Raw genomic sequence first — 24533 nt, 5'->3', positions numbered from 1 at the left:
TCTGGCGGCGAGGCAGCCGGATCACTACGGGGCTGGAGCGGGACAGATGGCGGTAAAGACGGACCAGCGCGGCAACAGCCGGGTTGTTTTCGAACGCGGGATTCCGGCCCAGATGATGGGGATTGACGGCACCTGGCGGCGCGAGTGCACCATGGAGGACGTCTCCGAGAGCGGCGCCAAGCTGACCATCGACGGTTCGGTCGAAGGCCTGCATCTGAAGGAATTTTTTCTTTTACTATCGTCGACGGGACTTGCGTACCGGCGCTGCGAGCTGGCCTGGGTCAATGGAGACCAGATCGGCGTCAATTTCCTCAAGCTCGGCGACAAGAAGAAAAAAGTGCGTTCCACCGCCGTCGGGGCGTAACGGCCACACCCGTCGTACAACCGTCACGGCAGGTGGTTAAGGCGGTTGAGATGCGGTGCGGCGGATCGAGTCCCGTGCTAGGATTGCTGCGAACGCGAATTCCACGGGTAAGAAGCGTAATTCCAATGGTTCTGAGTCCACGAGGCTGAGAAAGACGAGCCTGAGAAAGCAAACGATGTCCGTCAAACCGACCAAAGCCATGGTGCTCGCCGCAGGTTTCGGCCTGCGCATGCGTCCGTTGACGGACAAGATGCCGAAGCCGATGGTGCCGGTGGCGGGCCAGCCGCTGCTCGACCACGTGCTCGACAAGCTCGGCCAGGCCGGCGTGACCGAGGCCGTGGTCAATGTGCATTACCTGCCGGACCAGATCATCGATCACGTCGCATCGCGCCAGCAACCGCGCGTGACGATCTCAGACGAGCGCGACCAGGTGCTCGGCACCGGCGGCGGCGTGGTCAAGGCGCTGCCGCTGCTCGGCGACGCGCCGTTCTTCCACGTCAATTCCGACACGCTGTGGATCGACGGCGTGCGTTCCAACCTGGCGCGGCTTGCCGAAAACTTCGACCCTGAGCGCATGGACATCCTGCTGCTGATGGCGCCGACGGCGACCAGCATCGGCTATAGCGGCCGCGGCGATTACGGCATGCTGCCCGACGGCGCCTTGCGCAAGCGCAAGGAAAAAGAGGTCGTCCCGTTCGTCTATGCGGGCGCTGCGATCCTGTCGCCCTCGATCTTCGCAGACGCACCGACCGGCGAGTTCTCGCTGACAAAGATGTTCGACCGCGCCAACGAGCAGGAGCGCCTGTTCGGCCTGCGCCTCGACGGCGTCTGGATGCATGTCGGCACGCCCGATGCCGTGCATGCCGCCGAAGAGGCGTTTCTGGAGAGCGTGGCGTAGGGCCAGCCTCGACGACGGTCCCGTAGGGTGGGCAAAGGCGCCCTTGCGCCGTGCCCACCATCTCTCGATCGCAAAAATGCGTGGGCACGCTTCGCTTTGCCCACCCTACGGCACCTCGCCGAACCTCGCGAACAGCGGGGACTATCTCCCCCCACCCATATCCATTTGAATCCGCCTCCCTATATTGGCGCCTGATCCCTCGAATCAGGCGGCCCATGCGCGTTCTCAGCGTTCCCATCTCAGTTCCGTTCCTGCGCAGTGTCGTCACGGCCCTGCTCGAAGGACGGCTGGTCGAGGGTTTCGAGGCGCGCAAGGAGCCGGCGCGGCTGGCCGATGCCACGCTGTACCTGCCGACCCGGCGCGCCATGCGCGTCGTCCGCGAGATCTTCCTCGACGAGATGAAGGCGGACGCGGTGGTGCTGCCGCGCATCGTCGCGCTCGGCGACATCGACGAGGACGAGCTCGCCTTCGCCGACGAAGGCGAGCAGTTTTCGGGCGCAACGCCGCTCGACATTCCGCCCCGGCTCGGCGAGCTCGAGCGGCGGCTGACGCTGGCACAACTGGTCGCGGCCTGGGCCAAGGGCCCGGTGCTGTCGCCGCTGGTGGTCGGCGGCCCCGCCTCGACGCTGGCGCTGGCCGGCGATCTCGCGCGCCTGATCGACGACATGGTGACGCGCGGCGTCGACTGGAGCGCGCTCGACGGCCTGGTGCCAGACATGCTCGACCGCTATTGGCAGCACTCGCTCGAATTCCTGCGCATCGCGCGCATCGCCTGGCCCGGTCATCTCGCCGAGATCAACCGGATCGAGCCCGCCGCGCGGCGCGACCTGCTGATCGCAGCTGAAGCAAGACGGCTGACCGCGCATCCCCATGGCCCCGTGATCGCGGCCGGCTCGACCGGCTCGATGCCGGCCACCGCAAAATTCCTGCATGCGGTCGCATCGCTCCCGCATGGCGCGGTGGTGCTGCCGGGCCTCGACACCGATCTCGACGACGATGCCTGGCGCAGCATCGGCGGGGTGCGCGATTCGCTCGGCACATTCGTCGAGCACCCGGCGTCCAACCATCCGCAATATGCCATGCACGCGCTATTGGATCGTTTCGGCATCAAGCGCAGCGACGTCGAGATCCTCCAGCCACCGGCAGAGGGCGGCCGCGACCTGCTCGCCTCCGAATCGATGCGGCCGTCGGCGAAAACCGAAGTCTGGCACGACCGGCTGAAGCAGCCGGATGTCGCGGCAAGAATCGCCGGCGGCATGAAGAACCTCGCGGTCGTCGAAGCCCCCAACCCTGAAATGGAGGCGCTGGCGATCGCGATTGCGATGTGCGAGGCGCGGCATCTCGACAAATCGGCCGCACTGGTGACGCCCGACCGCGCACTGGCGCGGCGGGTGATGGCTGCGCTGACCCGATGGGATCTTGCCTTCGACGATTCCGGCGGCGACGTCCTGATGGAGACATCCGCCGGCGTCTTTGCGCGACTGACAGCGGAGGCTGCGACCAAGGGATTGGAGCCGCCGACGCTGCTGGCGATGCTGAAGCATCCGCTGTGCCGGCTCGGCCGCGCGCCCGGCGCGTGGAAGGCGGCGATCGAAGATCTCGAGCTCGCCGTCTTGCGCGGCACGCGCCCACCCGCGGGCACGGCAGGACTGTTGCGTGAATTCAACCGCTTTCGCGAGGAGCTGGCAAAGCTGTGGCGCAGCGAGGTCTCCGCGCTGCATCGTGCGGAGCCGCGCGCGCGTCTGAAGGCCGAAGACCTCGATCGCATCCAGGCGCTGGTCGATGCCTTGCAAAAGGCACTGTCACCGATCGAGAGCCTGCCGCCGTCGAAGCCGTATGATTTCGCCGAGCTCGCGCACCGGCACCGCGAGATCATGATGGAGCTGTCGCGCGACGAGCAGGGCATCCCGCTCGCCTTCGAGGAGCGCGAGGGCCTCGCGCTCGCCAGCGCCTTCGACGACCTGCTGCGCGGCGGCACGACCAGCGGCTTGATGGTGCAGCTAGCCGATTACCCCGATGTCTTCCAGACCGCGTTCGGCGATCGCGCGGTGCGGCGCCGCGACAAGCCCGGCGCGCGGCTGCAGATCTACGGCCCGCTGGAATCGCGCCTGATGCAGGCCGACCGCGTCATCATCGGCGGGCTGATCGAAGGCGTCTGGCCGCCGGCGCCGCGGATCGATCCCTGGCTGAGCCGGCCGATGCGGCACGAGCTCGGCCTCGATCTGCCGGAGCGGCGTATCGGCCTCTCCGCCCACGACTTCGCGCAGCTGCTCGGCGGCGACGAGGTGATCCTCACCCATTCCGCCAAAGCCGGCGGCGCACCGGCGGTGGCCTCGCGCTTCCTGCATCGGCTCGAGGCGGTTGCGGGCGACGATCTCTGGAAATCAGCCATTCGCGCCGGCGAAAAATACGTGCAGTTCGCAGACAGGCTGGACCAGCCCGCCGAGGTCAGGCCGATCAAGCAGCCCGAGCCACGGCCGCCGCGCGCGACGCGGCCGCTGAAAATGTCCGTGACCGCGATCGAGGACTGGCTGCGCGATCCCTACACGATCTATGCAAAACACATCCTGCGGCTGGATGCGCTCGATCCCGTCGACATGCCGCTCTCGGCCGCCGACCGCGGCTCCGCGATCCACGATGCGATCGGCGAATTCACGGAAAACTACGCGACGCGCCTGCCCGACGATCCCGCCCGCGTGCTGCGCGCGATCGGCGAAAAGCATTTTGCGCCGCTGATGGAGCGCCCCGAAGCGCGCGCGCTGTGGTGGCCGCGCTTCCAGCGCATCGCCCGCTGGTTCGGCGAATGGGAGACGGTGCGGCGCGGCGTGGTCGAGACGATCACCGCGGAGACCCGCGGCGAGATTTCGATCAGGCTCGACAACGCGCGCAGCTTCATTCTCTCCGCGCGTGCCGATCGCATCGAGCGGCGCCAGGGCGGTGGCTACGCCATCCTCGACTACAAGACCGGGCAGCCGCCGACCGGCAAGCAGGTCCGCATGGGCCTGTCGCCGCAGCTGACGCTGGAGGCCGCGATCCTGCGCGAGGGCGGTTTTCCTGACATCGACGCCGGCTCATCCGTGAGCCAGCTCGTCTATGTCCGCCTCAGCGGCAACAATCCGCCGGGCGAGGAGCGCATCCTCGAGCTCAAATATAGGCAAGGCGACGAGCCGCAGCCGCCTGACACGGCGGCCGCAGAAGCGCGTGCCAAGCTGGAAGCGCTGATCCGCGCCTTCGAGGACGAGAACCAAGCTTACACCTCGCTGAACCTGCCGATGTGGACCAACCGCTACGGCACCTATGACGACCTCGCCCGCATCAAGGAATGGTCGGCGGCCGGCGGCCTGGGGATCGAGGAATGGTGAAGGCGCCGCGTCCCATCCCCGACGAAGTGCGTGCGCGACAGGCGCGCGCGTCCGACCCGACTGCGTCGGCCTTCGTGTCGGCCAATGCCGGCTCGGGCAAGACGCATGTGCTGGTGCAGCGGGTGATCCGCCTCCTGCTCTCGGGCGTGCCGCCGGAAAAGATCCTCTGCATCACCTTCACCAAGGCAGCCGCCGCCAACATGGCCGAGCGCGTGTTCACCACGCTTGGTCATTGGGTGACGCTGGACGATGATGCGCTCACGAAGGCCATTGTTGCCGTCGGCATCCCCCATCCCAGCGCCAAGCTGCGGCGCGAAGCGCGAAAGCTGTTCGCCTGCGCGCTGGAGACGCCCGGCGGATTGAAGGTGCAGACCATCCACGCGCTGTGCACGCGCCTGCTCCAGCAGTTTCCGTTCGAGGCCAATGTGCCGGCGCGCTTTTCGGTCATCGACGAGCGCGACCAGACCGACATGATGGAGCGCGCCAATCTGAAGGTGCTGCTGGAGGCCGCGCGCGACCCGGACAGCGTCACCGGCCGCGCGCTGCTGACCGCGATGGCGAGCGCCGCCGACGTCACCTTCAAGGAGGTCGTGCGCGAGGCTTGTCTGAGCCGCGATCACTTCATGGCCTGGACCGACGAGGCCGGCAACGCAAGCGCGGCGACCGAACAGATGGCGGCCGTGCTGGGCGTTGACGCAAGTGACCGCATCGAGGACGTCGAGACCGAGATTCTCGACGGCCCGTTCCTGCCGCGCTCGCGCTGGGACGACATCGCCTTCGCGCTGGAGGACGGCAGCAAGTCCGACAACGACCAGGCAAGCCGGCTCCGCGAAGCAAAAGTGTTTTCCGGCGCCGCGCAGGTCGATGCCTATCTGTCCGTCTTCCTCACCGACGAAAAGCTGCCGCGCAAGGCGGTGCTCACCAAGAAGTTTTGCGAGCACAACCCGTCCGTCGCCCGCCTGTTCGAAAACGAGGCGTCCCGCCTCGCCGGATTGGTCGAGAAGCGCCGTGCCGTGACCATGCGCGATCGCTCCGCGGCTCTCCTGCATATCGCGACGGCCGCCGCCGCAAACTATCGGCGCGAGAAGCAGGAGCGTGGACTGCTCGACTACGACGACCTGATCGACAAGACGCTGGCGATGCTCGACCGCGTTTCCTCGGGCTGGGTGCATTACAAGCTCGACCGCGGCGTCGACCACGTCCTGATCGACGAGGCCCAGGACACCAGCCCGCGGCAATGGGACATCGTCGCGCATATCATTTCGGAGTTCACCGCCGGCGAAGGCGCGCGCGAGGGGCTGAACCGCACCGTCTTCGCCGTCGGTGACGAGAAGCAGTCGATCTTCTCGTTCCAGGGCGCGCAGCCCCGGGAATTCGACGCACGCCGGCGCGAGCTGCACCGCAAGTTCACCGCCGCCGGGCTGAAATTCGATCCCGTAGCCTTCACCTATTCGTTCCGCTCCGGCGCAGCGATCCTGCACTCGGTCGATCACGTCTTCCGAGACCCCGCGATCTACAAGAGCATCCATTCGGTCGAGATCGGCCATCCCCTGCACAACGCGCTCGCCGATGCCGGTCCGAGCGTGATTGAACTGTGGGATCTCGCGGAGGCCGACGACCGGCAGGACATCGAGGGTTGGCGCGCGCCGTTCGACGGCGTCGCCGCCACCAGCCCCGAGGTCAAGCTCGCGCGCCGCATCCAGGCCGAGATCAAGCGGCTGGTCGAAAGCGGCACACTGACGGGACACGAAGGCGAGCGACGTCCGCTGCGCTATGGCGACATGCTGATCCTGGTGCGCCGGCGCGGCAATGCATTCGACGCCGTGATCCAGGCGCTGAAGCACGCCGGCGTTCCGGTGGCCGGCGCCGACCGGCTCAAGCTCACCGAGCACATCGGCATCATCGACCTGATGAACCTTGCGGACGCGCTGCTGCTGCCGCAGGACGACCTCGCGCTTGCGGTGGCGCTGAAGAGCCCGCTGTTCGGGCTCGATGACGACGATCTGTTCAAGCTCGCCTGGGATCGCAAGGGATCGCTGCGTCGCGCGCTCGGGGAGCATGCGGGGACAAGCGAGAAGTTCGCGGCGGCGTTGCGGCGTCTGGAAGCCTGCGAGGTGCGGTCGCGCGAAGAAACGCCGTTCGCCTTCTACGCCTGGCTGCTCGGCGGCGACGGCGGCCGCGCGCGAATCCTGCGCCGGCTCGGCCACGAGGCCAACGACGCGCTCGACGAATTCCTGGAGCTGGCGCTGAACTATGAGCGCAAGGCACCGGCCTCGCTGCAGGGATTCATGGCCTGGCTGCGCTCGGCCGACACCGAGGTGAAGCGCGACATGGAGATCTCGCGCGACGAGGTGCGGGTGATGACCGTGCACGGCGCCAAGGGGCTGGAAGCCTCGGTCGTGTTCATGGTCGACACCACGTCGTCGCCCGCGGACTCGCAGCGGGTCCGGCTGATCCACGTGCCGCGCGGCAATGGCGGCGAGGTGGTGGTCTGGGCCGGCCGCAAGGCGGACGATCCCAAGCCCGTCGCCGACGCCCGCAAGGCCATGATCGAGGAGACCGAGGATGAATACCGCCGTCTGCTCTACGTCGCGATGACGCGCGCCGCCGACCGGCTGATCGTCGGCGGCTGCATGCCCGGCAATATGAGAACGGTCCGCAAGCTGAGCTGGTACGACCTCATCGACACCGGGCTCACCGGCGCAGACCTCGACAAGCAGACGATCGAGACACCGCTCGGCAAGGTGACCCGATTCGCCCGGCCGGAGGATGTCGCCGCGATGGGGACGCCGGCGACGACGATAGACCACACGGTCGCTCTGCCGGACTGGCTGCGGATGCCCGCGCCACGCGAGACTGTCGATGACGATCTGGTGCGTCCCTCCGGCCAGTCGGCGGAGGAAGGCCGCGCCGTGCGAACAGGCGAATCGGTCCAGTCCCGCGCGCTCGCGCTGCAACGCGGCACGCTGGTGCACCGGCTGCTGCAATCCCTCCCCGACATCGCCACCGAGCGCCGGCGTGACGCCGCGCTCGGCTTCATGGCGCGCAATGCCGCGGACTGGACCGAGGCCGACCGCACGGCGCTGGCCGACAAGGTGCTCGCCCTGATCGCCGAGCCGCGTTTTGCACCCGTCTTTGCCGCCGGCAGCCGGGCCGAGGTCGCCATCGCCGGCAGGCTGGAGCGGCCGGGCCGCCCTCCGGCGCTGGTATCGGGGCAGATCGACCGGCTGGTCGTTCGTCCGGATGAGGTTTTGATCGTCGATTTCAAGACCAACCAGGCGGCGCCGAAAAGCGCGGCCGCGGCGCCGGCGGCCTATGTCCGGCAGCTTGCGCTGTACCGGGCGGTGCTGGCGCGGCTTTATCCCCAAAAGCCCGTCAGGGCCGTCCTGCTCTGGACCGAGGCCCTTGAATATATGGAGATTTCAGCCCCCGCGCTGGACGCGGCGCTGGCATCCCTTCATGTCAGCGTGAGCGTCCTTGACCCGGCAAGAGGCCGTTCATAGGTTGACGCCATGATCCCGGGCGCGATTCCACGTCGCGCCGATTCTCTTTCAACCGAGTGAGGTACTCCCATGGCCGTTGGCAAGGTTTCCGACACTGATTTCGAAGCCGAAGTGCTCAAGGCGAACGGCCCCGTCGTCGTCGATTTCTGGGCCGAGTGGTGCGGCCCCTGCCGCATGATCGCACCCGCCCTCGACGAGATCGCCGGCGCGATGGGCGACAAGGTCAAGATCGTGAAGCTCAACGTCGACGAGAGCCCGAAGACCGCCTCGAAGTACGGCGTGATGTCGATCCCCACCCTGATGATCTTCAAGGGCGGCGAGATGGCTTCCCGCCAGGTCGGCGCGGCGCCGAAGGCGAAGCTGCAGCAGTGGATCACGTCGGCGGTGTGAGCCGCGACGCGAGACGATGACTTTTACAACGGCCGGCGACAGCCGGCCGTTTTGTTTTGCCTGTAGCCTGCGCTACTTGATCCACCCCGTCGCCAGCGCATTCGCCAGCTCCGGCTGATTGTTGCGGCGCGCCAGCGCGGCCATCGTGTCGTGATCGTAGGCAACGTGACGAAACGTCACCTGCCAGCCGCCGACTGTCGGCTCAAGGATCGCATAGCGCGCATCTGGCGTGCCGGCTTCGACGACGTGCGGGAACGGATACTTGTCGCGATAGCCGGGACTGCCGACGCTACCGGGATTGACGATCAGCCGGCCATCGCGCAAGCGCACGGCGCGGGCGAGATGGGTGTGGGCGCAGAGGATCAGGGACTGCGTGATGCCCTGCGCGAACTGCTCGATGCGATCGAGCGGCGACAGCGCGACAGTGCCGTCGGGGTGCACGATATCGAGCCAATAGACTTCATCGTCGCTAGGCGTCGCGTGACACATGAAAACCTGATCCCGAAACACACGCGTCATCGGCTGCGCGCGCAGCCAGTCGAGTTGCGCGGCATTGAGCGCCGCATGGGCGGGACGATCCCACGAGCCCATCTTCTCCGGCGGCCGATCGAGCAGATAGCGGTCGTGATTGCCGAGCACGTGCACGGCATCGAGCTGCATCAGGATCTCGATGGTCCCCCGCGCATCGAGCGGGCCGCTCACCATGTCGCCGAGGTTGACGATGTCGGTGATATCCTGCGCGCGGATGTCGGCAAGCACCGCCTCCAGCGCGAGATGGTTTCCGTGCACGTCGGCAATCGCGGCGAAGCGCATTGGCATTCTCTCTCTATCGTGCCCCTGACGCAGCGCAGCGCTTCTTCAGCGGTGCGCTGCAGAGCCGGGGCCCATGCGGCCTGCTGGGTCCCGGATCTGCGCTCCGCTTCGCTGCGCTTGTCCGGGACACGAGGCTATGCAGGAGGCGTGCCGTTGATGCCCAGCACATGGCCGGCGAGATAGAGCGAACCCGTGATCAGGATGCGCGGCGGCACCTCATAGGCGAGCTTCGACAGCGCGCGTAGCGCGGCCTCGATGCCGGGCGCAGGCTCGACCCGCATGCCGAGGCTGCGTGCGGCGTCCGCGAGGCGGTCGGCCGGCATCGCATTCTCGGTATCGGGAATCGGCACCGCGATGATGTGACGGGTGAGCCCGGCGAAATTGGCGAGAAAGGCTTTCGCGTCCTTGTTGGCCATCATGCCAGCGATCACGACCAGCGGCCGCGACACCCGCTCTTCGAGATCGCCGAGCGCGGCCGCTGCGACGCGCCCGCCCTCCGCATTGTGTCCGCCGTCGAGCCAGATTTCCGAGCCCTGCGGGCCCCAGCCGATCAGCTCGCCCGAGGTGATGCGCTGCATGCGCGCCGGCCACTCGGCACCGACGATGCCGGCCTCGAACGCCGCTTGACTGATCTTGAAGGTGGAGATCGCGCGCAGCGTCGCGATCGCAAGCCCGGCATTGTCGAACTGGTGGCGGCCGAACAGACGCGGCGCCGCCAGATCCATCAGGCCGCGATCGTCGGAATAGACCAGCCGCCCGCGCTCGACATTGACATGCCAGCTCTCACCCGCGGCGAACAGCGGGGCGCGCATGCGCTTGGCCTGTGCCTCGATCACGGCCATCGCCTCCGGCAATTGCTCGGCGCAAATCACGGGCACGCCGCGCTTGATGATGGCGGCCTTCTCGCCGGCGATGGAGGTCAGCGTATCGCCGAGGAAGTCCATGTGGTCCATGCTGACAGGCGTGATCACGCAGGCCGCCGGCGCGTCGACCACATTGGTCGAATCGAGCCGGCCGCCGAGGCCGACTTCGAGCAGCACCACATCCGCCGGATTCTGCGCGAACAGCTGGAACGCGGCGGCGGTCTTCAGCTCGAACAAGGTCGCCGCTTCGCCGGCATTGACGCGTTCGACCTGTTCCAGCGCCGCGCGCAATTCGTCGTCGCCGACCAGCACGCCGCCACCGACGCGGCCGAGCCGGAAACATTCGTTGATGCGAACCAGATAGGGCGAGGTGTAGGCATGGACGCGCAGGTTTGCCGCTTCCAGCGTCGCGCGCAGATAAGCGAGCGTCGAGCCCTTGCCATTGGTGCCGGCGATGTGGATCACCGGCGGCAGCTTGCTTTCGGGGTGGCCGAGCCGCGCGAGCAGGCGGTGCATCCGCTCCAGCCCGAGATCGATCCGCTTCTGATGCAGGGCCGACAGCCGCCCGATCAGTTCGCCGAGCGGCGGCTTTGCGCTGTCAGGGGATGCGTTCACGCGTGCGGCGCGGCCGGCGCCGTCTCGGCGGCCGATACGATCTGCGCCGGACTGATCACCGGCTGCATCGGCCTCGACGCGGTCTCCAGCGCCGGAGCCTTGGTCAACAGGCGACAGAGCCGCGCCAGGGTCGGACGCAGCTCATGGCGATGCACGACCATGTCGACCATGCCGTGCTCTTTCAGGTATTCGGCACGCTGGAAACCTTCGGGCAGCTTTTCGCGGATGGTCTGCTCGATCACGCGTGCGCCGGCAAAGCCGATCAGCGCGCCGGGCTCGGCGATCTGCACGTCGCCGAGCATCGCGTAGGACGCAGTGACACCGCCGGTGGTCGGGTTGGTCAGCACGACGATGTAGGGCTGTTTTGCTTCACGCAGCATCTGCACGCCAACCGTGGTGCGCGGCATCTGCATCAGTGACAAAATACCTTCCTGCATGCGCGCGCCGCCCGAGGCGGCGAACACGATGAAGGGCGACTTCTTCTCGACCGCGAGTTCGAGCCCGCGCACGATGGCCTCGCCCGCGGCCATGCCGAGCGAGCCGCCCATGAAATCGAAATCCTGCACGGCAACGACGGCAGCGGCGCCTTCGAGCTTGCCGTAGCCGACCTTGATCGCGTCGTTGAGGTTAGTTCGCGCACGCGCATCCTTGATGCGGTCGACGTATTTCTTCTCGTCACGGAACTTGAGCGGATCGGGCGTGACGTCGGGCAGCGCGACGTCGTACCAGGTCTCGTTGTCGAAGATCGACTTCAGCCGCGCCACCGCGCCCATGCGCATGTGGTAGTTCGAGCCGGGAATGACGAACTGGTTGGCCTCGACGTCCTTGTAGAACACGAGCTGCCCGGAATCCGGACACTTGATCCACAGATTCTCCGGCGTCTCCCGCCGCAGCATGTTGCGGATCTTCGGCCGGACCACATTGGTAAGCCAGTTCATGGTTTGCTCCGATGCGCGATCCCGCTCCGGGAACCGCCTGAAGGGATATATGGCTGCCGGACCCTGCCCCGGCAAGCCGCCGTGTCGTCCGCCCCGGAAGCGGAATTATGGCCTATTCGGCCGCTTGTTTCGCGGCCCTGACGCCCTGGGCCAGGGCCGCGGTCAGCTCCGCCACGGCGTTAACGGTTTTGGCGGTCGCCCGCCCCTCGGCATCGAGGCTGTTCTTGAGCGCGTCGACCAGCGCGGTGCCGACCACCGAACCATCGGCCTTCTCGGCAATGGCGCGCGCCGCCTCCGGCGTGCGGATGCCAAAACCAACGCAGATCGGCAACCCGGTATGCCGCTTGATGCGCGCGACAGCTTCGCCAACGGCATTCGCGTCCGCCGCCGCTGCACCGGTGATGCCGGCGATGGAGACGTAATAGACAAAGCCTGACGTGTTCGCGAGCACCGCGGGCAGGCGCTTGTCGTCGGTGGTCGGGGTCGCCAAACGAATGAAGTTGAGGCCCGCCTTCAGCGCGGGAATGCAGAGCTCGTCGTCTTCCTCCGGCGGCAGATCGACGATGATCAAGCCGTCAACGCCAGCCGCCTTGGCATCCGTCAAGAACCTGTCGACGCCGTAAATGTAGATCGGATTGTAATAGCCCATCAGCACCAGCGGCGTGAAATTGTCGTCCTTGCGGAAGTCGCGCACCAGGCCCAGCGTCTTCTTCAAGGTCATGCCGTTCTTGAGCGCGCGCAGACCTGCAGCCTGAATCGAGGGACCATCCGCCATCGGATCGGTGAAGGGAATGCCGAGTTCGATGATTTCGGCGCCCGCCTTGGGCAGCGCCTTGACGATATTGAGCGACGTCGCGAGATCGGGATCGCCGGCCATCACATAGGTGACGAAGGCAGCGCGGCCCTGCTTCTTGAGCTCGGCAAAACGGGTGTCGATACGCGTGGTCACTTGGCTTTGCCCCTCAGGATGTCGCCGACCTGCGGGACGTCCTTGTCGCCACGGCCGGAGAGATTGACGACCATCAGGTGATCTTTCGTGCGCTTCGGCGCGAGCTCCATCACCTTGGCGATGGCATGCGCCGGCTCGAGCGCCGGGATGATGCCTTCCAGCTTTGAGAGCAGCTGGAACGCGGCGAGCGCCTCGTCGTCGGTCGCGGAGAGATAGTTCACACGGCCGATCTCGTGCAGCCAGGAATGCTCGGGGCCGATGCCGGGATAGTCGAGGCCGGCCGAGATCGAATGCGCGTCCTGGATCTGGCCGTCCGCGTCCATCAGCAGATAGGTGCGGTTGCCGTGCAGCACGCCGGGACGACCGCCCGCAATCGAGGCCGCATGCAGCTGCGTGAGCCCATGGCCGGCAGCTTCGACGCCGAAGATTTCGACGGTGGAATCGTCGAGGAACGGATGGAACAGGCCCATCGCGTTCGAGCCGCCGCCGATACAGGCGACCAGCGAATCCGGCAGTCGTCCCTCGACCTCCTGCATCTGCGCCTTGGTCTCGTTGCCGATGATCGACTGGAAATCGCGCACCAGGGTCGGATAGGGATGGGGACCTGCCACCGTGCCGATGCAATAGAAGGTGTTGTGCACGTTGGTGACCCAGTCGCGCAGCGCCTCGTTCATGGCGTCCTTCAGCGTGCGCGTACCCGACTGCACCGGGACCACCGTTGCGCCCAGCATCTCCATGCGGATGACGTTGGGCTGCTGCCGCTCGACGTCGACGGCGCCCATATAGACCACGCATTCGAGGCCGAAGCGCGCGCACAGCGTCGCGGTGGCGACACCGTGCTGGCCGGCGCCGGTCTCGGCAATGATGCGCTTCTTGCCCATGCGCCGCGCCAGCATGATCTGGCCGAGCACGTTGTTCACCTTGTGCGAGCCGGTGTGGTTGAGCTCTTCGCGCTTGAGGTAGATTTTTGCGCCGCCGAGATGCTCGGTCAGGCGCTCGGCGAAATAGAGCGGCGAGGGCCGGCCGACATAGTTCTTGAGGTAGCCGTTCATCTCGGCCTGGAAGGCCGGATCGGCCTTGGCCGCGGTGTAGGCCTTCTCCAGATCGAGGATCAGCGGCATCAAGGTTTCGGCGACGAAGCGTCCGCCAAAGATGCCGAAATGGCCGCGCTCGTCGGGGCCGCTGCGATAGGAATTGGGTTTGGCGATGTTCATCGGACGCTCAACTCTTGACGTGCATCTTGGGTGGCGCGCGCGGCGCGAATGAAGGCCTTGATCATTTCAGGATCCTTGACGCCGGAGGCGCTCTCGACACCGGAGGACACGTCGACGCCACCGGCGCGGGTGACGCGGAGGGCCTCGGCGACGTTGTCGGCGTGCAGCCCGCCGGAGACCATGTAGGGCAATTTCAGATCGAGATTTTCGAGCAGATGCCAGTCGAACGGCGCACCCAGGCCGCCGGGCCGCGTCGCATCCTTCGGCGCGCGCGCATCGAACAGGATGCGGTCGGCGATCGCGGCATAGCCGGGCAGCACGGCGAGATCGGCCGACGCTGCGACCGGCACCGCCTTCATCACGGGGCGGCCGAACTTCTGCTTGATGTCGCGCAGCCTTGCGACGCTCTCCTTGCCATGGAGCTGGAAGATGTCCGGCGACAGCGCGTCCATGATGTTGTCGAGCGTGGCATCGTCGGCATCGACGGTCAGCGCCACTTTCAGCGCGCGTCGCTGCACCTGGCGGCCGAGATCGCGGCCGGCCTCCAGCGAGACGTGGCGCGGCGACGGCGGAAAGAACACGAACCCCACCATGTCGGCACCCGCGTCGAGCGCTGTTTCGAGCGTCTCGCGCGTGGACAGGCCGCAGATCTTGACGAGCAGGGACATGGTCTCAAAGCGGGTAAAGGCCGCAAGTCCGCGGCCGGAAAGCAGGGGTTTCGGTTGCGGCCGCTTCTACAACGTCGCGCGCTGCTTGTCTCGCCCGACGGGCCCGTAAAGGCCCACCCCGACGGGGGCGGGGAGGCGCTGCGGATCGGGCCGTGCCGCGGCCGCCTGGGCCCGCAGGCCGGCCAGTTCGCCCCTCGCGCTGCGCGCATCCGCCTCATGCCGACGGGCTGCGCGGCGCCAGTGCCGCTGGCCGAACCAGACGGCGCATCCGCCCGTCAGGACGCCCAGCGCGGCCACCAGGATCAGCAGCAGGAACAGCGGCAGCGTGATCTCCAATGACGGGTCGCCGGAGACGAAGGGATCGAAGGAAACGGTGACGAAATGCCGGTTCGCGACGGCAAACACCATCAGGATCAGACCCAGCGGAATCACGATCAGCGCGGTCAGGAACTTTCGCATCTGGCTTCGCTCGCCTTGAATCAAGCTTCCGGCCGCATTTCGAGCGACCGCGGGAAACCCTGACGCCGGCCTTAGTCCGGCGCGCCGGGATCCGGATGGTCGCGGTTCAGCCGCTCACGCATTTCCTTGCCGGTCTTGAAGAACGGAACGCTCTTCTGATCGACGGGCACATGGGCGCCGGTGCGCGGATTACGCCCGGCGCGTGCAGGGCGATGCTTGACCGAGAAGGCACCGAAGCCGCGCAACTCGACGCGATCGCCGCGCGCGAGAGCCGCTACGATCTCTTCGAGAATCGCATTCACAATGTTCTCGACATCCCGCTGGTACAGATGCGGGTTGTGCTCGGCGATACGCTGAACAAGTTCGGATTTGATCATCGAGAGATAGGACCCGGAAGCGTGCGGATGACCATTTCCGTGAAAATGCCGTGATCTGTCAAGACGCTAAATCAAGATTGAGCGTCGTGAAAATGCGTGACAAATGCCGAAAAAGCGGGCTGCCCCGACACTCGCCAGGCGAGAAAACCCTCGGGTGCTCGCCCACCCAGTCAGTTCGACGCAGCCGGCTGCCACAAGGCCAGCATTCCATCCATTCCGAACCGGTCGACGGCCTGCGCGACGCCGGTTTGCCCGATTTGATGCGCAATCGAGCCCAAACCCAGCGCTTCCAGCGTCACGGCAGCAGCCGTCTTGAGGAACGGCAGATCGCCGAAGCGCGGCTGGAGCTTGTAGTCACGTACCGAAAGCCCCTTCTTGACGCCCTTCTGCTCGACCAGCCAGGTCACCGCCGTCTTCTCGTCGCCGATCTGGTCGATCAGCTTGAGATCGATCGCCTGGCGCCCGGTGAAGACGCGGCCATCGGCCACTTTCTCGAGCTGCGTGTCATCCATGCCACGCCGTTCCTTCACCAGTCCCTTGAACCAGGCGTAGGAGTCCTTCACCAGCGCGTCGAGCGCGGCCCGCGCCTCGGGACTGGTCGGCTCAAAACCGTTGGGCGCGGCCTTCAGCGGCGAGGATTTTACCTCCTCGACCTTGACGCCGATGGTCTTCAGGAGCTCGGTGACATTGGGGTACTGGAACAGCACGCCGATCGAGCCGACCAGCGAGCTCTGCTGCGCGATGATGTGGTCGCTGGCGATCGCCGTGATGTAGCCGCCGGACGCGGCGAGGCCCTCGACCACCACGACGAGCGGCTTCTTTGCCTTGAGCCGGACAAGCGAGTCGTAGAGCTGCTCGGAGCCCGCGGTGGTGCCGCCCGGCGAGTTGATGTGGACGATGACGGCGGCAGCCTGCGAATTCTCCAGCCGCTCCAGCGCCTGCGTGCGGTCGGAATCGCTGCGGATCAGACCCTCGATCTGGACCCGCGCAATCGAGCCGGCGGATGCGAACGTGCCGCGCGCACCTGGTGTCGCGATCAGCGCGAAACCCGCGATCGCCGCGATCGCGATCAGCGCAGCCATGACGCGCCAGAACGTCAGCTTGCGGCGGATCCTGCGGCGATCGACGATGATGTCCGAATCGAGCGACATCGGAATATCTCCAAATGAAAGGCCAGGCGCGTTGTGCCGTCACGGCGTGACCAACGGCTTGTCTGGATACATCAATTGCGGCGTAATTTGAAGAAAACAAGGCCTGTCCCGGCGAAGGCCAGGATGTAGCAACACACTCGATGTCGTCCCGACGAAGGCCGGGACGGCAGTGGCAACAAAAAAGCCCCGGCTCGCGCCGGGGCTTCGATGTCAGCAAAACCTGCGTTTCGCTTACTTGCTGTCGCGGTTCTTGAGCGCGGTGCCGAGGATGTCACCGAGCGTCGCACCCGAATCGGAGGAGCCGTACTGCGCGATGGCTTCCTTCTCTTCGGCGACTTCGAGCGCCTTGATCGACACCTGGACCTTGCGGGCCTTCTTGTCGAACTGGATCACGCGGGCATCGACCTTCTCGCCGACGGCGAAGCGTTCGGCGCGCTGGTCGTTGCGGTCACGCGCGAGCTCCGAGCGCTTGATGAAGGTGGAGAAGTCGGTACCGGCGATCTTCACCTCGATGCCGCTCTCCTTCACTTCGAGCACTTCGCAGGTCACGACCGCGCCCTTCTTGACATCGCCCGGCTCGGCGAAGGGGTCGCCTTCGAGCTGCTTGATACCGAGCGAGATGCGCTCCTTCTCGACGTCCACGTCGAGCACCACGGCCTTCACCATGTCGCCCTTCTTGTAGTTGTCGATCACCTGCTCGCCCGGAAGCTTCCAGTCGAGGTCGGAGAGATGGACCATGCCGTCGACGTCGCCCTCGAGACCCAGGAACAGACCGAACTCGGTCTTGTTCTTGACTTCGCCCTCGACCACCGAACCAGTCGGGTGACCTTCGACGAAGACCTCCCAGGGGTTGCGCATGGTCTGCTTGAGGCCGAGCGAGATGCGGCGCTTGACGGAATCGACTTCCAGCACCTGCACTTCGACTTCCTGCGAGGTCGAGACGATCTTGCCGGGGTGCATGTTCTTCTTGGTCCACGACATCTCGGAGACGTGGATCAGGCCTTCGATGCCCGGCTCGAGCTCGACGAACGCGCCGTAGTCGGTGATGTTGGTGACGCGGCCGGTGAAGCGGGCACCCAGGGGGTACTTGGCTTCGATGCCCTGCCACGGATCATCCAGCAGCTGCTTCATGCCCAGCGAGATGCGGTGCGTCTCGTGGTTGATCTTGATGATCTTGACCTTCACGGTCTGGCCGATCGAGAGCACCTCGGTCGGGTGGTTGACGCGGCGCCACGCGATATCGGTGACGTGCAGCAGGCCGTCGATGCCGCCGAGATCAACGAACGCACCGTAGTCGGTGATGTTCTTGACCACGCCGTCGATGACCTGACCCTCTTCGAGGTTCTGCACCAGCTCCTGGCGCTGCTCGGCGCGGGTCTCTTCGAGAACCGTGCGGCGCGACACCACGATGTTGCCGCGGCGGCGGTCCATCTTGAGGATCTGGAACGGCTGCGAGTTGTTCATCAGCGGCGCAACGTCGCGGATCGGACGGATGTCGACCTGCGAGCGCGGCAGGAACGCCACGGCACCGTCGAGGTCGACGGTGAAGCCGCCCTTGACCTGGTTGAAGATGACGCCGTTGACCTTCTCGTTGTTCTGGAAGGCCTTCTCGAGCTTGCCCCAGCTCTCTTCGCGGCGCGCCTTGTCGCGCGACAGCACGGCTTCGCCGAGGGCGTTCTCGATGCGATCGAGGAACACTTCGACCTCGTCGCCGACCTTGATCTCGCTGTCACGGCCGGGGCCGGAAAATTCACGCAGGGCGACGCGGCCCTCGGTCTTCAGGCCGACGTCGATGACGGCCATGTCCTTTTCAATTGCAACCACCTTGCCCTTGACGACGGAGCTTTCCTGCAGGTTGCCACCTGCGAAGGACTCGTCGAGCATCGCGGCGAAATCGTCACGCGAGGGGCTATAGGTATCAGCAGAAATCGAAGCCATTTGTTCTCCAGTTGCGGATGTCTTGCCGGCCGTTGGGTTCATGGGCGTATCGGGCGTGCAGTGTCGGAAGGTCCACAAAACCTTCGAGCGACCGCTCGTTGCCCCGGCTTGACGCCGAAACAGCGGAAGCGGGCCGGCTGAGGCCCGCACGTTCGATACGTGGAAATCTTTGTCCGGAGCCTGGATCGCGCCGGTCCCGAAACGAAGGACCTGACGTATCGACCTCAAAGAGCGGGAGCGGGCACTTCCTCCAATGACGGCGGCGGCTTAACCCCGCGACCGGCCCGCTCGGACGGCCTCGATAATGTCGATGGCGGCCCGGACGCCGCCTTCTATATCCAGTTGGGAGTTATCTAGCAAGTAAGCATTCACGGCCGGTTTGAGAGGCGCAATCGGCCGGTTCTTGTCGCGTTCGTCACGCCGGATGATGTCGGCGAGCACTGCTGCCTCATCTGCCTCCTCGCCTCTTGCCCTGGCCTCCATGGTCCGGCGGCGGGCCCGGACCCCTGGATCGGCGACGACGAAGATCTTCACGTCGGCATGGGGGCAGATCACGGTTCCAATATCCCGGCCGTCGAGCACGGCGCCGGGAGGATCGGCGGCGAATTGCCGCTGGAAATTGACCAGGGCCTCGCGAACCCTGGGGATCGCCGAGACGATGGAGGCTCCCTCACCGGCTTCCTGGGTCTTCAGGGCGGGATTGCCGAACTTTTCAGGATCGAGTTCCAGCGCGGCCTGCACGGCCGCCGCCTCGTCCCGGAGATCATGGCCGGATTGCATCAGCGCGTAGGCCACGGCGCGATAGATCACGCCGGTATCGAGGTGACGATAGCCGTAATGGTGAGCGAGACGCTTGCCGAGCGTCCCCTTGCCCGAGGCCGCGGGCCCGTCGATGGCGATGATCATGAAAACTCGGCCCCAAGCGAACGCATCATCGGAATGAAATCCGGGAAGCTGGTGGCGATGAAGGCGGTGTCGTCGACGGTCACCGGCTGATCGGACGCGCAGCCCATCACCAGCGCGGACATCGCGATACGGTGGTCCATGTGGGTAGCGACGGTGCCACCACCCGGAACGTGACCGCGGCCCTCGACGATCAGATCGTCGCCGGAGACCTCGACCTTGACGCCGTTGACGCGGAGCATCTCGGCGGTGGCCTCCAGGCGGTCGGATTCCTTGACGCGCAGCTCCTGCAGGCCGCGCATGATGGTGGTGCCTTCGGCGAAGGAGGCTGCCACCGCCAGCACCAGATATTCGTCGATCATCGAGGGCGCGCGCTCCGGCGGCACCTCGACGCCGCGCAGCTTCGAGGCGCGCACGCGCAATTGCGCCATCGGCTCGCCGGCATCGCCGCGCACTTCGCTCTCCTCGATCGAGGCGCCCATTTCGCGCAGCGTGGTGAACAGGCCGGTGCGCAGCGGATTGGTCATGACATCCGACAGCACGACATCGGAGCCCTCGGCGATCAGCGCCGCAACGACCGGGAAGGCTGCCGAGGACGGATCGGCGGGCACCACGACGGTAGCGCCATGCAGCTCAGGCTGGCCCACGAGGACGATGCGGCGGCCGTGCTGCCCCTCCTTCGCGGAGGTGATGTCCGCGCCGAAGTGCTTGAGCATCAGCTCGGTGTGGTCGCGGCTCGCCTCGCTCTCGATCACGGTCGTCGTGCCCGGCGCGGCGAGGCCCGCCAGCAATACGGCCGATTTGATCTGGGCCGAGGCGACCGGCGTCTTGTAGGTGATCGGCAGCGGATCGCGCGCACCCTGGACGGTCAGCGGCAGACGTCCGCCCTCGCCGCCGGAGACGACCCGGGCGCCCATCTTCTCGAGCGGATCCAGGATCCGGCGCATGGGGCGACTGCGCAGCGAGGCGTCGCCGTCGAAAATCGCCGAGATCGGGCAGCCGGCAACGGCGCCCATGACCAGCCGGCAGCCGGTGCCGGAGTTGCCGAAATCCAGCGCCGCCTTGGGCTGGGCGAAGCCCGCGACGCCGACGCCCTGCACCTTCCAGGCGAAATCGCCGGTGCGCTCGACCTTGGCACCCAGCGCCTGCATGGATTTGGCGGTGTTGAGGACGTCCTCGCCCTCCAGCAGGCCTGAAATCCTGGTCTCGCCGACCGCGAGCGCGCCCAGGATCAGGGCACGGTGAGAGATCGACTTGTCCCCGGGCACCCGTACTTTCCCGGTGAGGGGACCGTTTGCGCGCGACTGAAGCGGCCTCGGTTGGTCGGAATGAGTCAAGATTGTGTCCTTGAATGTGCCTCGGACGGCTGGGGCGCACCTACCACATGGTCCGCGCCCCGTCACCGGCATGTCTTTCTCCCGTAATGCGCTATTGACAGCGGGCCGCCAACTAGCCAAGTGAAACACCGCTTTTCAGACATTCCCAGGATTCCTCTGCCGTGGCCAAGTCCGAACTCGGAACCAAACGTATTTGCCCGACCACGGGCAAGAAGTTCTATGACCTCAACAAGAATCCGGTGATCTCGCCCTATACCGGCGAAGTGGTGCCGATCGCGCCGGTGGCACCTGCGCGCGCGACCCGCGGCGCCGAAGCCCGGCATGCAGCGGCCGCCGACACCACGCCGGAGCCCGTGGAGGCCGAAGAGTTGGTCTCCCTCGAGGAGGCCGATGCCGAAGAGAACACCGGCAAGGTCAAAGCCGTCGTGCCCGAATCGGAGGACGATATCGAGGTCGACGAGACCCTCGACGACGACGATGACGATGATTCGACCTTCATCGCCGACGAAGAAGAGGGCGATGAGGACGTGACGGACATCATTGGTGATGTCGGAGGCGATGAAGAGACTTGAGATCAGCCCTGATCTGTGAAAAAGGGTGCACCGCGCGAGTCGCTTGAGGCGCTCGCCGGCCGGGACGGATCCCCCAGGATCCTCCCCACTGGAAGACTTAAGGGGCCATAGCTCAGCTGGGAGAGCGCTTGCATGGCATGCAAGAGGTCGGCGGTTCGATCCCGCCTGGCTCCACCACGCTTCGCCCTTCGGGCTACGCGTGGCGCAGCCGCGCAGAGCCCGAAGGGTGAAGCGTGGTGTCCGGCGAAGCCCGCAGGGCGAAGACGGACTGTTAGGCGCGCCCTAGCCTTCGCTTTCTTCCGTGCGAGCCATCGATGTGGTACGTCTACATCATCCGCAGCATCGAGTTCGCCGACCAAGAATACGTTGCCGCAACCGAGGATTTGAAGCGGCGGCTTCCGGAGCATAACGCCGGTAAGTCCGCTCACACCGCCAAGTTCAAGCCGTGGAAGCTGGTTTGGTACTGCGCTTTCCCTGACAAGATGAAAGCCCTGGAATTCGAGAAGTATCTCAAGTCACACTCGGGCCGCGCTTTCTCGAAAAAGCGGCTCTGCCAGCCCCCTACTCCCCGATCACCGCATTCAGCCGGTCGCGCAGCGCGACGATCTCGTCTTTCATCGCCACCAGCTCCGACACCGAGCAGTCCGACGCCGCCAGGATCGACTGCGGCACGCTGCGCGCCTTCTCCTTCAACGCGTGCCCTTGCGGCGTCAGCGCGATCAGCACCTGACGCTCGTCCTCGCTCGAGCGGGTGCGCTTGACCAGATGCGCGGCCTCGAGCCGCTTGAGCAGCGGCGTCAGCGTGCCCGAATCCAGAAACAGCCGCTCGCCGATGTCCTTGACCGGCACGTCATCGCGCTCCCACAGCACCAGCATCACCAGATATTGCGGATAGGTCAGGCCGAGCCGGTCGAGCAGCGGCTTGTAGACGCGGTTGAAGGCATGGGCGGCCGAATAGACCGCAAAGCAGATCTGGTTGTCGAGGCGCTGCGGGTCGAGAGCCGATAGTTTTCGGGGCATCGAGAATCTCACACGGTTTCCTCCATTCTGGGACCGGCCGGCGCCACATTCAATTGCGAACAATTAAATGTGAGGCATGCAAATTTAAATTGCGCACAATCTAATTGTTTGCGATACGGACTGCACCCCAACCGGAAGACCCGAGGAGACGAAAAATGTCCGTGAACGTCCTCTACAAGACCAGCGCAAAGGCCACCGGCGGCCGTGACGGCCATGCCGCAACCCTCGACGGCGCGCTCGACGTCAAGCTCACCACGCCGAAGGAGCTCGGCGGAGGCGGCGGCGCCGGCAACAATCCCGAGCAGCTGTTCGCGGCCGGCTACGCCGCCTGCTTCATCGGCGCGATGAAGTTCGTGGCCTCGCAGGGCGGCCCGAAGGTTCCCGCCGACGCTGCCGTCACTTCCACCGTCGGCATCGGCCCGCGCTCCGAAGGCGGCTTCGGCCTCGACATCGACCTCGCCGTCTCGCTGCCGGGCCTTGCCCGCGCCGAGGCCGAAGCGCTGGTCGCAAAGGCGCACCAGGTGTGCCCCTATTCCAATGCCACGCGCGGCAATGTCGACGTTCGCCTGACGGTCGTCTGATCGTCAAGCGGATCGGCTGGCCCGGGATCCCCCTCGGGCCGGCCATTCCGCTGATTTCCCACATTGCGGGATTGCGCTGCGGCAGCGCATGAGGCCCTACGCAGCAAGCCATTGCTGGCGCAAAAAAACCTCGCTAGGCCTGTGATCAAATATCGATACAGGGGAAGCGAAGGCATGACTGAAGCAGCATTGGGCGCAATGAGCGGACTGCGCGTCATCGATCTCACGCGCGTGCTCGGCGGTCCCTACTGCACCCAGATCCTCGCCGACCACGGCGCCGACGTGATCAAGGTCGAGCCGCCCGCCGGCGACGAGGTGCGCGACTGGGGCCCTCCCTTCCACGACGAGGATGCGGCCTATTTCATCGGTATCAACCGCAACAAGCGCTCGATCGGCCTCGACCTCGCCTCCGAGGGCGGCAGAATCGTGCTGCTGAAGATGCTGGAGACGGCCGACGTCCTGATCGAGAATTTCAAGCCGGGCACGCTGGAGAAATGGGGCATCGGCAACGAAATCCTCAGCAAGAAATTCCCGCGCCTCGTGCATTGCCGGATCTGCGGCTTCGGTGCCGACGGCCCGCGCGGCGGCAATCCCGGCTATGACGCCATCATCCAGGCCATGACCGGCATGATCGCCGCGACCGGCTCGCCCGAGAGCGGGCCGATGCGGATCGGCGTGCCGCTGGTCGACATCGGCACCGGCCTGTATGCGGCGATCGGCATCCTGATGGCGCTGTCGGAGCGGCAGCGCTCGGGCAAGGGCCAGTTCCTGGAGACAACGCTGTACGAGACCGGCCTTGCCATCATGCATCCGCACACCGCGAACTATTTCATGCATGGCAAGCCGCCTGGCCTGACCGGCAACGAGCACCCGAACCTCGTGCCTTACGCGATCTTCCCGACCAAGACCGACGACATCTTCATCGGCGTCGGCAATGACGGCACCTTCCGCAAGCTCGCCAAGGAAATCGGCAAGCCCGAGCTCGGCACCGATCCGCGCTTTGCCCGCAACAAGGACCGCATCGCCAACCGCGAGGCGTTGCGCGCCGAGCTTGCCGCCGTGTTCAGCCAGCACGAGGCCGAGCCGCTGTGCAATCGCCTGCTCGCGGCCGGCCTTCCCGCAGGGCCCGTGCAGAAGATCGACCAGGCGTTGACCAACCCGCACACCATCGCCCGCGGCGATGTCATCGAGAAGGATTGGTACAAGGGCGTGGCCTCGCCGATCCGGCTCGATCGCAGCAAGCCGAGCCTGCGCCGCCTGCCGCCGAAATTCAGCCAGCACTCGCAGGAGGTGCTGGGCGAGTTCGGGTATTCCAAGGCCGAGATCGACGCGATGATCGAGAACGGCACGGTCTGCGGCCCCGAGCGCAAGCGCTGAGATAAAGACGAAGATCGAGCGTCAGGGGCAGGTGAGCTCCCTCTCCCGCTTGCGGGAGAGGGTCGGGGAGAGGGTGCCTCCGCAACGGGACAATCCCCAAGTGCAGAAAGCCCTCACCCGGCGCTGCGCGCCGACCTCTCCCGCAAGCGGGAGAGGTTTAGAGAGATCTGAACGATGCCGCACTGCGGCGCGACCACGCATGTGCAGCGCGAACGGACCGGGCTGCCCGTGTCGCATTCGC

Annotated in this window: 21 protein-coding genes, 1 tRNA gene and 1 pseudogene; 10 read left to right on the top strand and 13 right to left on the bottom strand. The window is 65.9% G+C overall.

The annotated features are described in order from the left end of the window. Window positions 1-46: 46 nt before the first annotated feature. The 5 genes from AC1RUR_RS18860 to trxA all read left to right on the top strand — a co-directional run bounded on the left by AC1RUR_RS18860 (window position 47) and on the right by trxA (window position 8517). Window positions 47-364 carry a PilZ domain-containing protein gene (locus tag AC1RUR_RS18860; protein WP_492846619.1) on the top strand — a complete coding sequence of 106 codons (318 nt, stop codon included), beginning with the start codon at window positions 47-49 and terminating at the stop codon, window positions 362-364. Between the two features lie 175 nt (window positions 365-539). Further along, on the top strand, window positions 540-1262 hold the full coding sequence (locus AC1RUR_RS18855; protein WP_492846617.1) for a nucleotidyltransferase family protein: 723 nt from the start codon (window positions 540-542) through the stop codon (window positions 1260-1262). Window positions 1263-1477: 215 nt separating this feature from the next. Beyond that, window positions 1478-4624 (top strand): double-strand break repair protein AddB, encoded by a 3147-nt coding sequence (gene addB, locus AC1RUR_RS18850; RefSeq protein WP_492846615.1) that lies wholly within the window; start codon window positions 1478-1480, stop codon window positions 4622-4624. Next, window positions 4618-8127, top strand: a complete 3510-nt coding sequence (gene addA / locus AC1RUR_RS18845) for a double-strand break repair helicase AddA (protein ID WP_492846613.1) — start codon at window positions 4618-4620, stop codon at window positions 8125-8127. Before addB ends, addA begins: the two co-directional genes overlap by 7 nt. 69 nt (window positions 8128-8196) lie before the next feature. Beyond that, entirely contained in the window at window positions 8197-8517 is a 321-nt protein-coding gene (gene trxA, locus AC1RUR_RS18840) for a thioredoxin (RefSeq protein ID WP_007598398.1), read from the top strand. Between the two features lie 72 nt (window positions 8518-8589). Here the strand turns inward: trxA and AC1RUR_RS18835 are convergent, their stop codons facing one another. The 12 genes from AC1RUR_RS18835 to aroA all read right to left on the bottom strand — a co-directional run bounded on the left by AC1RUR_RS18835 (window position 8590) and on the right by aroA (window position 20742). Next, complete coding sequence (locus tag AC1RUR_RS18835) at window positions 8590-9330, bottom strand: metallophosphoesterase family protein (RefSeq protein WP_492846966.1); 741 nt, start codon at window positions 9328-9330, stop codon at window positions 8590-8592. A 134-nt stretch (window positions 9331-9464) separates the two neighbouring features. After that, on the bottom strand, window positions 9465-10808 hold the full coding sequence (locus tag AC1RUR_RS18830) for a bifunctional folylpolyglutamate synthase/dihydrofolate synthase (RefSeq protein ID WP_492846611.1): 1344 nt from the start codon (window positions 10806-10808) through the stop codon (window positions 9465-9467). Continuing rightward, entirely contained in the window at window positions 10805-11746 is a 942-nt protein-coding gene (gene accD, locus AC1RUR_RS18825) for an acetyl-CoA carboxylase, carboxyltransferase subunit beta (protein WP_492846609.1), read from the bottom strand. Before accD ends, AC1RUR_RS18830 begins: the two co-directional genes overlap by 4 nt. A gap of 112 nt (window positions 11747-11858) precedes the next feature. Then, window positions 11859-12695: a tryptophan synthase subunit alpha gene (gene trpA / locus AC1RUR_RS18820; protein ID WP_492846607.1), complete on the bottom strand. Its 837-nt coding sequence runs from the start codon at window positions 12693-12695 to the stop codon at window positions 11859-11861. Beyond that, entirely contained in the window at window positions 12692-13909 is a 1218-nt protein-coding gene (gene trpB, locus AC1RUR_RS18815; protein WP_492846605.1) for a tryptophan synthase subunit beta, read from the bottom strand. The genes trpA and trpB overlap by 4 nt, the downstream gene beginning before the upstream one ends. Continuing rightward, complete coding sequence (locus tag AC1RUR_RS18810; RefSeq protein WP_492846603.1) at window positions 13906-14577, bottom strand: phosphoribosylanthranilate isomerase; 672 nt, start codon at window positions 14575-14577, stop codon at window positions 13906-13908. Before AC1RUR_RS18810 ends, trpB begins: the two co-directional genes overlap by 4 nt. A 66-nt stretch (window positions 14578-14643) precedes the next feature. Beyond that, window positions 14644-15036, bottom strand: a complete 393-nt coding sequence (locus tag AC1RUR_RS18805; protein WP_492846601.1) for a DUF1049 domain-containing protein — start codon at window positions 15034-15036, stop codon at window positions 14644-14646. 71 nt (window positions 15037-15107) lie between these two features. Continuing rightward, window positions 15108-15413: an integration host factor subunit beta gene (locus tag AC1RUR_RS18800; protein ID WP_007598410.1), complete on the bottom strand. Its 306-nt coding sequence runs from the start codon at window positions 15411-15413 to the stop codon at window positions 15108-15110. 170 nt (window positions 15414-15583) lie between these two features. Further along, entirely contained in the window at window positions 15584-16564 is a 981-nt protein-coding gene (gene sppA, locus AC1RUR_RS18795; RefSeq protein ID WP_492846598.1) for a signal peptide peptidase SppA, read from the bottom strand. 231 nt (window positions 16565-16795) lie between these two features. After that, complete coding sequence (gene rpsA / locus AC1RUR_RS18790; RefSeq protein WP_492846596.1) at window positions 16796-18502, bottom strand: 30S ribosomal protein S1; 1707 nt, start codon at window positions 18500-18502, stop codon at window positions 16796-16798. 267 nt (window positions 18503-18769) lie between these two features. Beyond that, window positions 18770-19408 (bottom strand): (d)CMP kinase, encoded by a 639-nt coding sequence (gene cmk / locus AC1RUR_RS18785; RefSeq protein WP_492846593.1) that lies wholly within the window; start codon window positions 19406-19408, stop codon window positions 18770-18772. Further along, window positions 19405-20742: a 3-phosphoshikimate 1-carboxyvinyltransferase gene (gene aroA, locus AC1RUR_RS18780; protein WP_492846591.1), complete on the bottom strand. Its 1338-nt coding sequence runs from the start codon at window positions 20740-20742 to the stop codon at window positions 19405-19407. Before aroA ends, cmk begins: the two co-directional genes overlap by 4 nt. Window positions 20743-20903: 161 nt before the next feature. On the opposite strand from aroA, the gene AC1RUR_RS18775 reads away from it, so the two are divergent. The 3 genes and pseudogenes from AC1RUR_RS18775 to AC1RUR_RS18765 all read left to right on the top strand — a co-directional run. After that, window positions 20904-21314 carry a TIGR02300 family protein gene (locus AC1RUR_RS18775; RefSeq protein ID WP_492846588.1) on the top strand — a complete coding sequence of 137 codons (411 nt, stop codon included), beginning with the start codon at window positions 20904-20906 and terminating at the stop codon, window positions 21312-21314. A 101-nt stretch (window positions 21315-21415) separates the two neighbouring features. After that, window positions 21416-21491, top strand: a tRNA-Ala gene (locus AC1RUR_RS18770). Between the two features lie 137 nt (window positions 21492-21628). Next, window positions 21629-21874, top strand: a pseudogene (locus AC1RUR_RS18765) (GIY-YIG nuclease family protein); the annotation flags it as partial. 1 nt (window position 21875) lies between these two features. Here the strand turns inward: AC1RUR_RS18765 and AC1RUR_RS18760 are convergent. Beyond that, window positions 21876-22334, bottom strand: coding sequence for a MarR family winged helix-turn-helix transcriptional regulator (locus AC1RUR_RS18760; RefSeq protein WP_492846585.1), 459 nt, complete (start codon window positions 22332-22334; stop codon window positions 21876-21878). 155 nt (window positions 22335-22489) lie between these two features. Here AC1RUR_RS18760 and AC1RUR_RS18755 point away from each other — a divergent pair, with 155 nt between their 5' ends. Then, the gene (locus AC1RUR_RS18755; protein ID WP_011083560.1) at window positions 22490-22915 is read left to right on the top strand and encodes an organic hydroperoxide resistance protein; all 426 of its coding nucleotides are present in this window, start codon (window positions 22490-22492) and stop codon (window positions 22913-22915) included. Window positions 22916-23089: 174 nt separating this feature from the next. Then, entirely contained in the window at window positions 23090-24292 is a 1203-nt protein-coding gene (locus AC1RUR_RS18750; protein WP_492846582.1) for a CaiB/BaiF CoA transferase family protein, read from the top strand. The last annotated feature ends 241 nt before the right edge of the window (window positions 24293-24533 follow it).

The organism is Bradyrhizobium sp. GW821-FHT12B03, from assembly GCF_058807535.1.
This window is presented reverse-complemented; position numbering and strand designations above follow the sequence as displayed.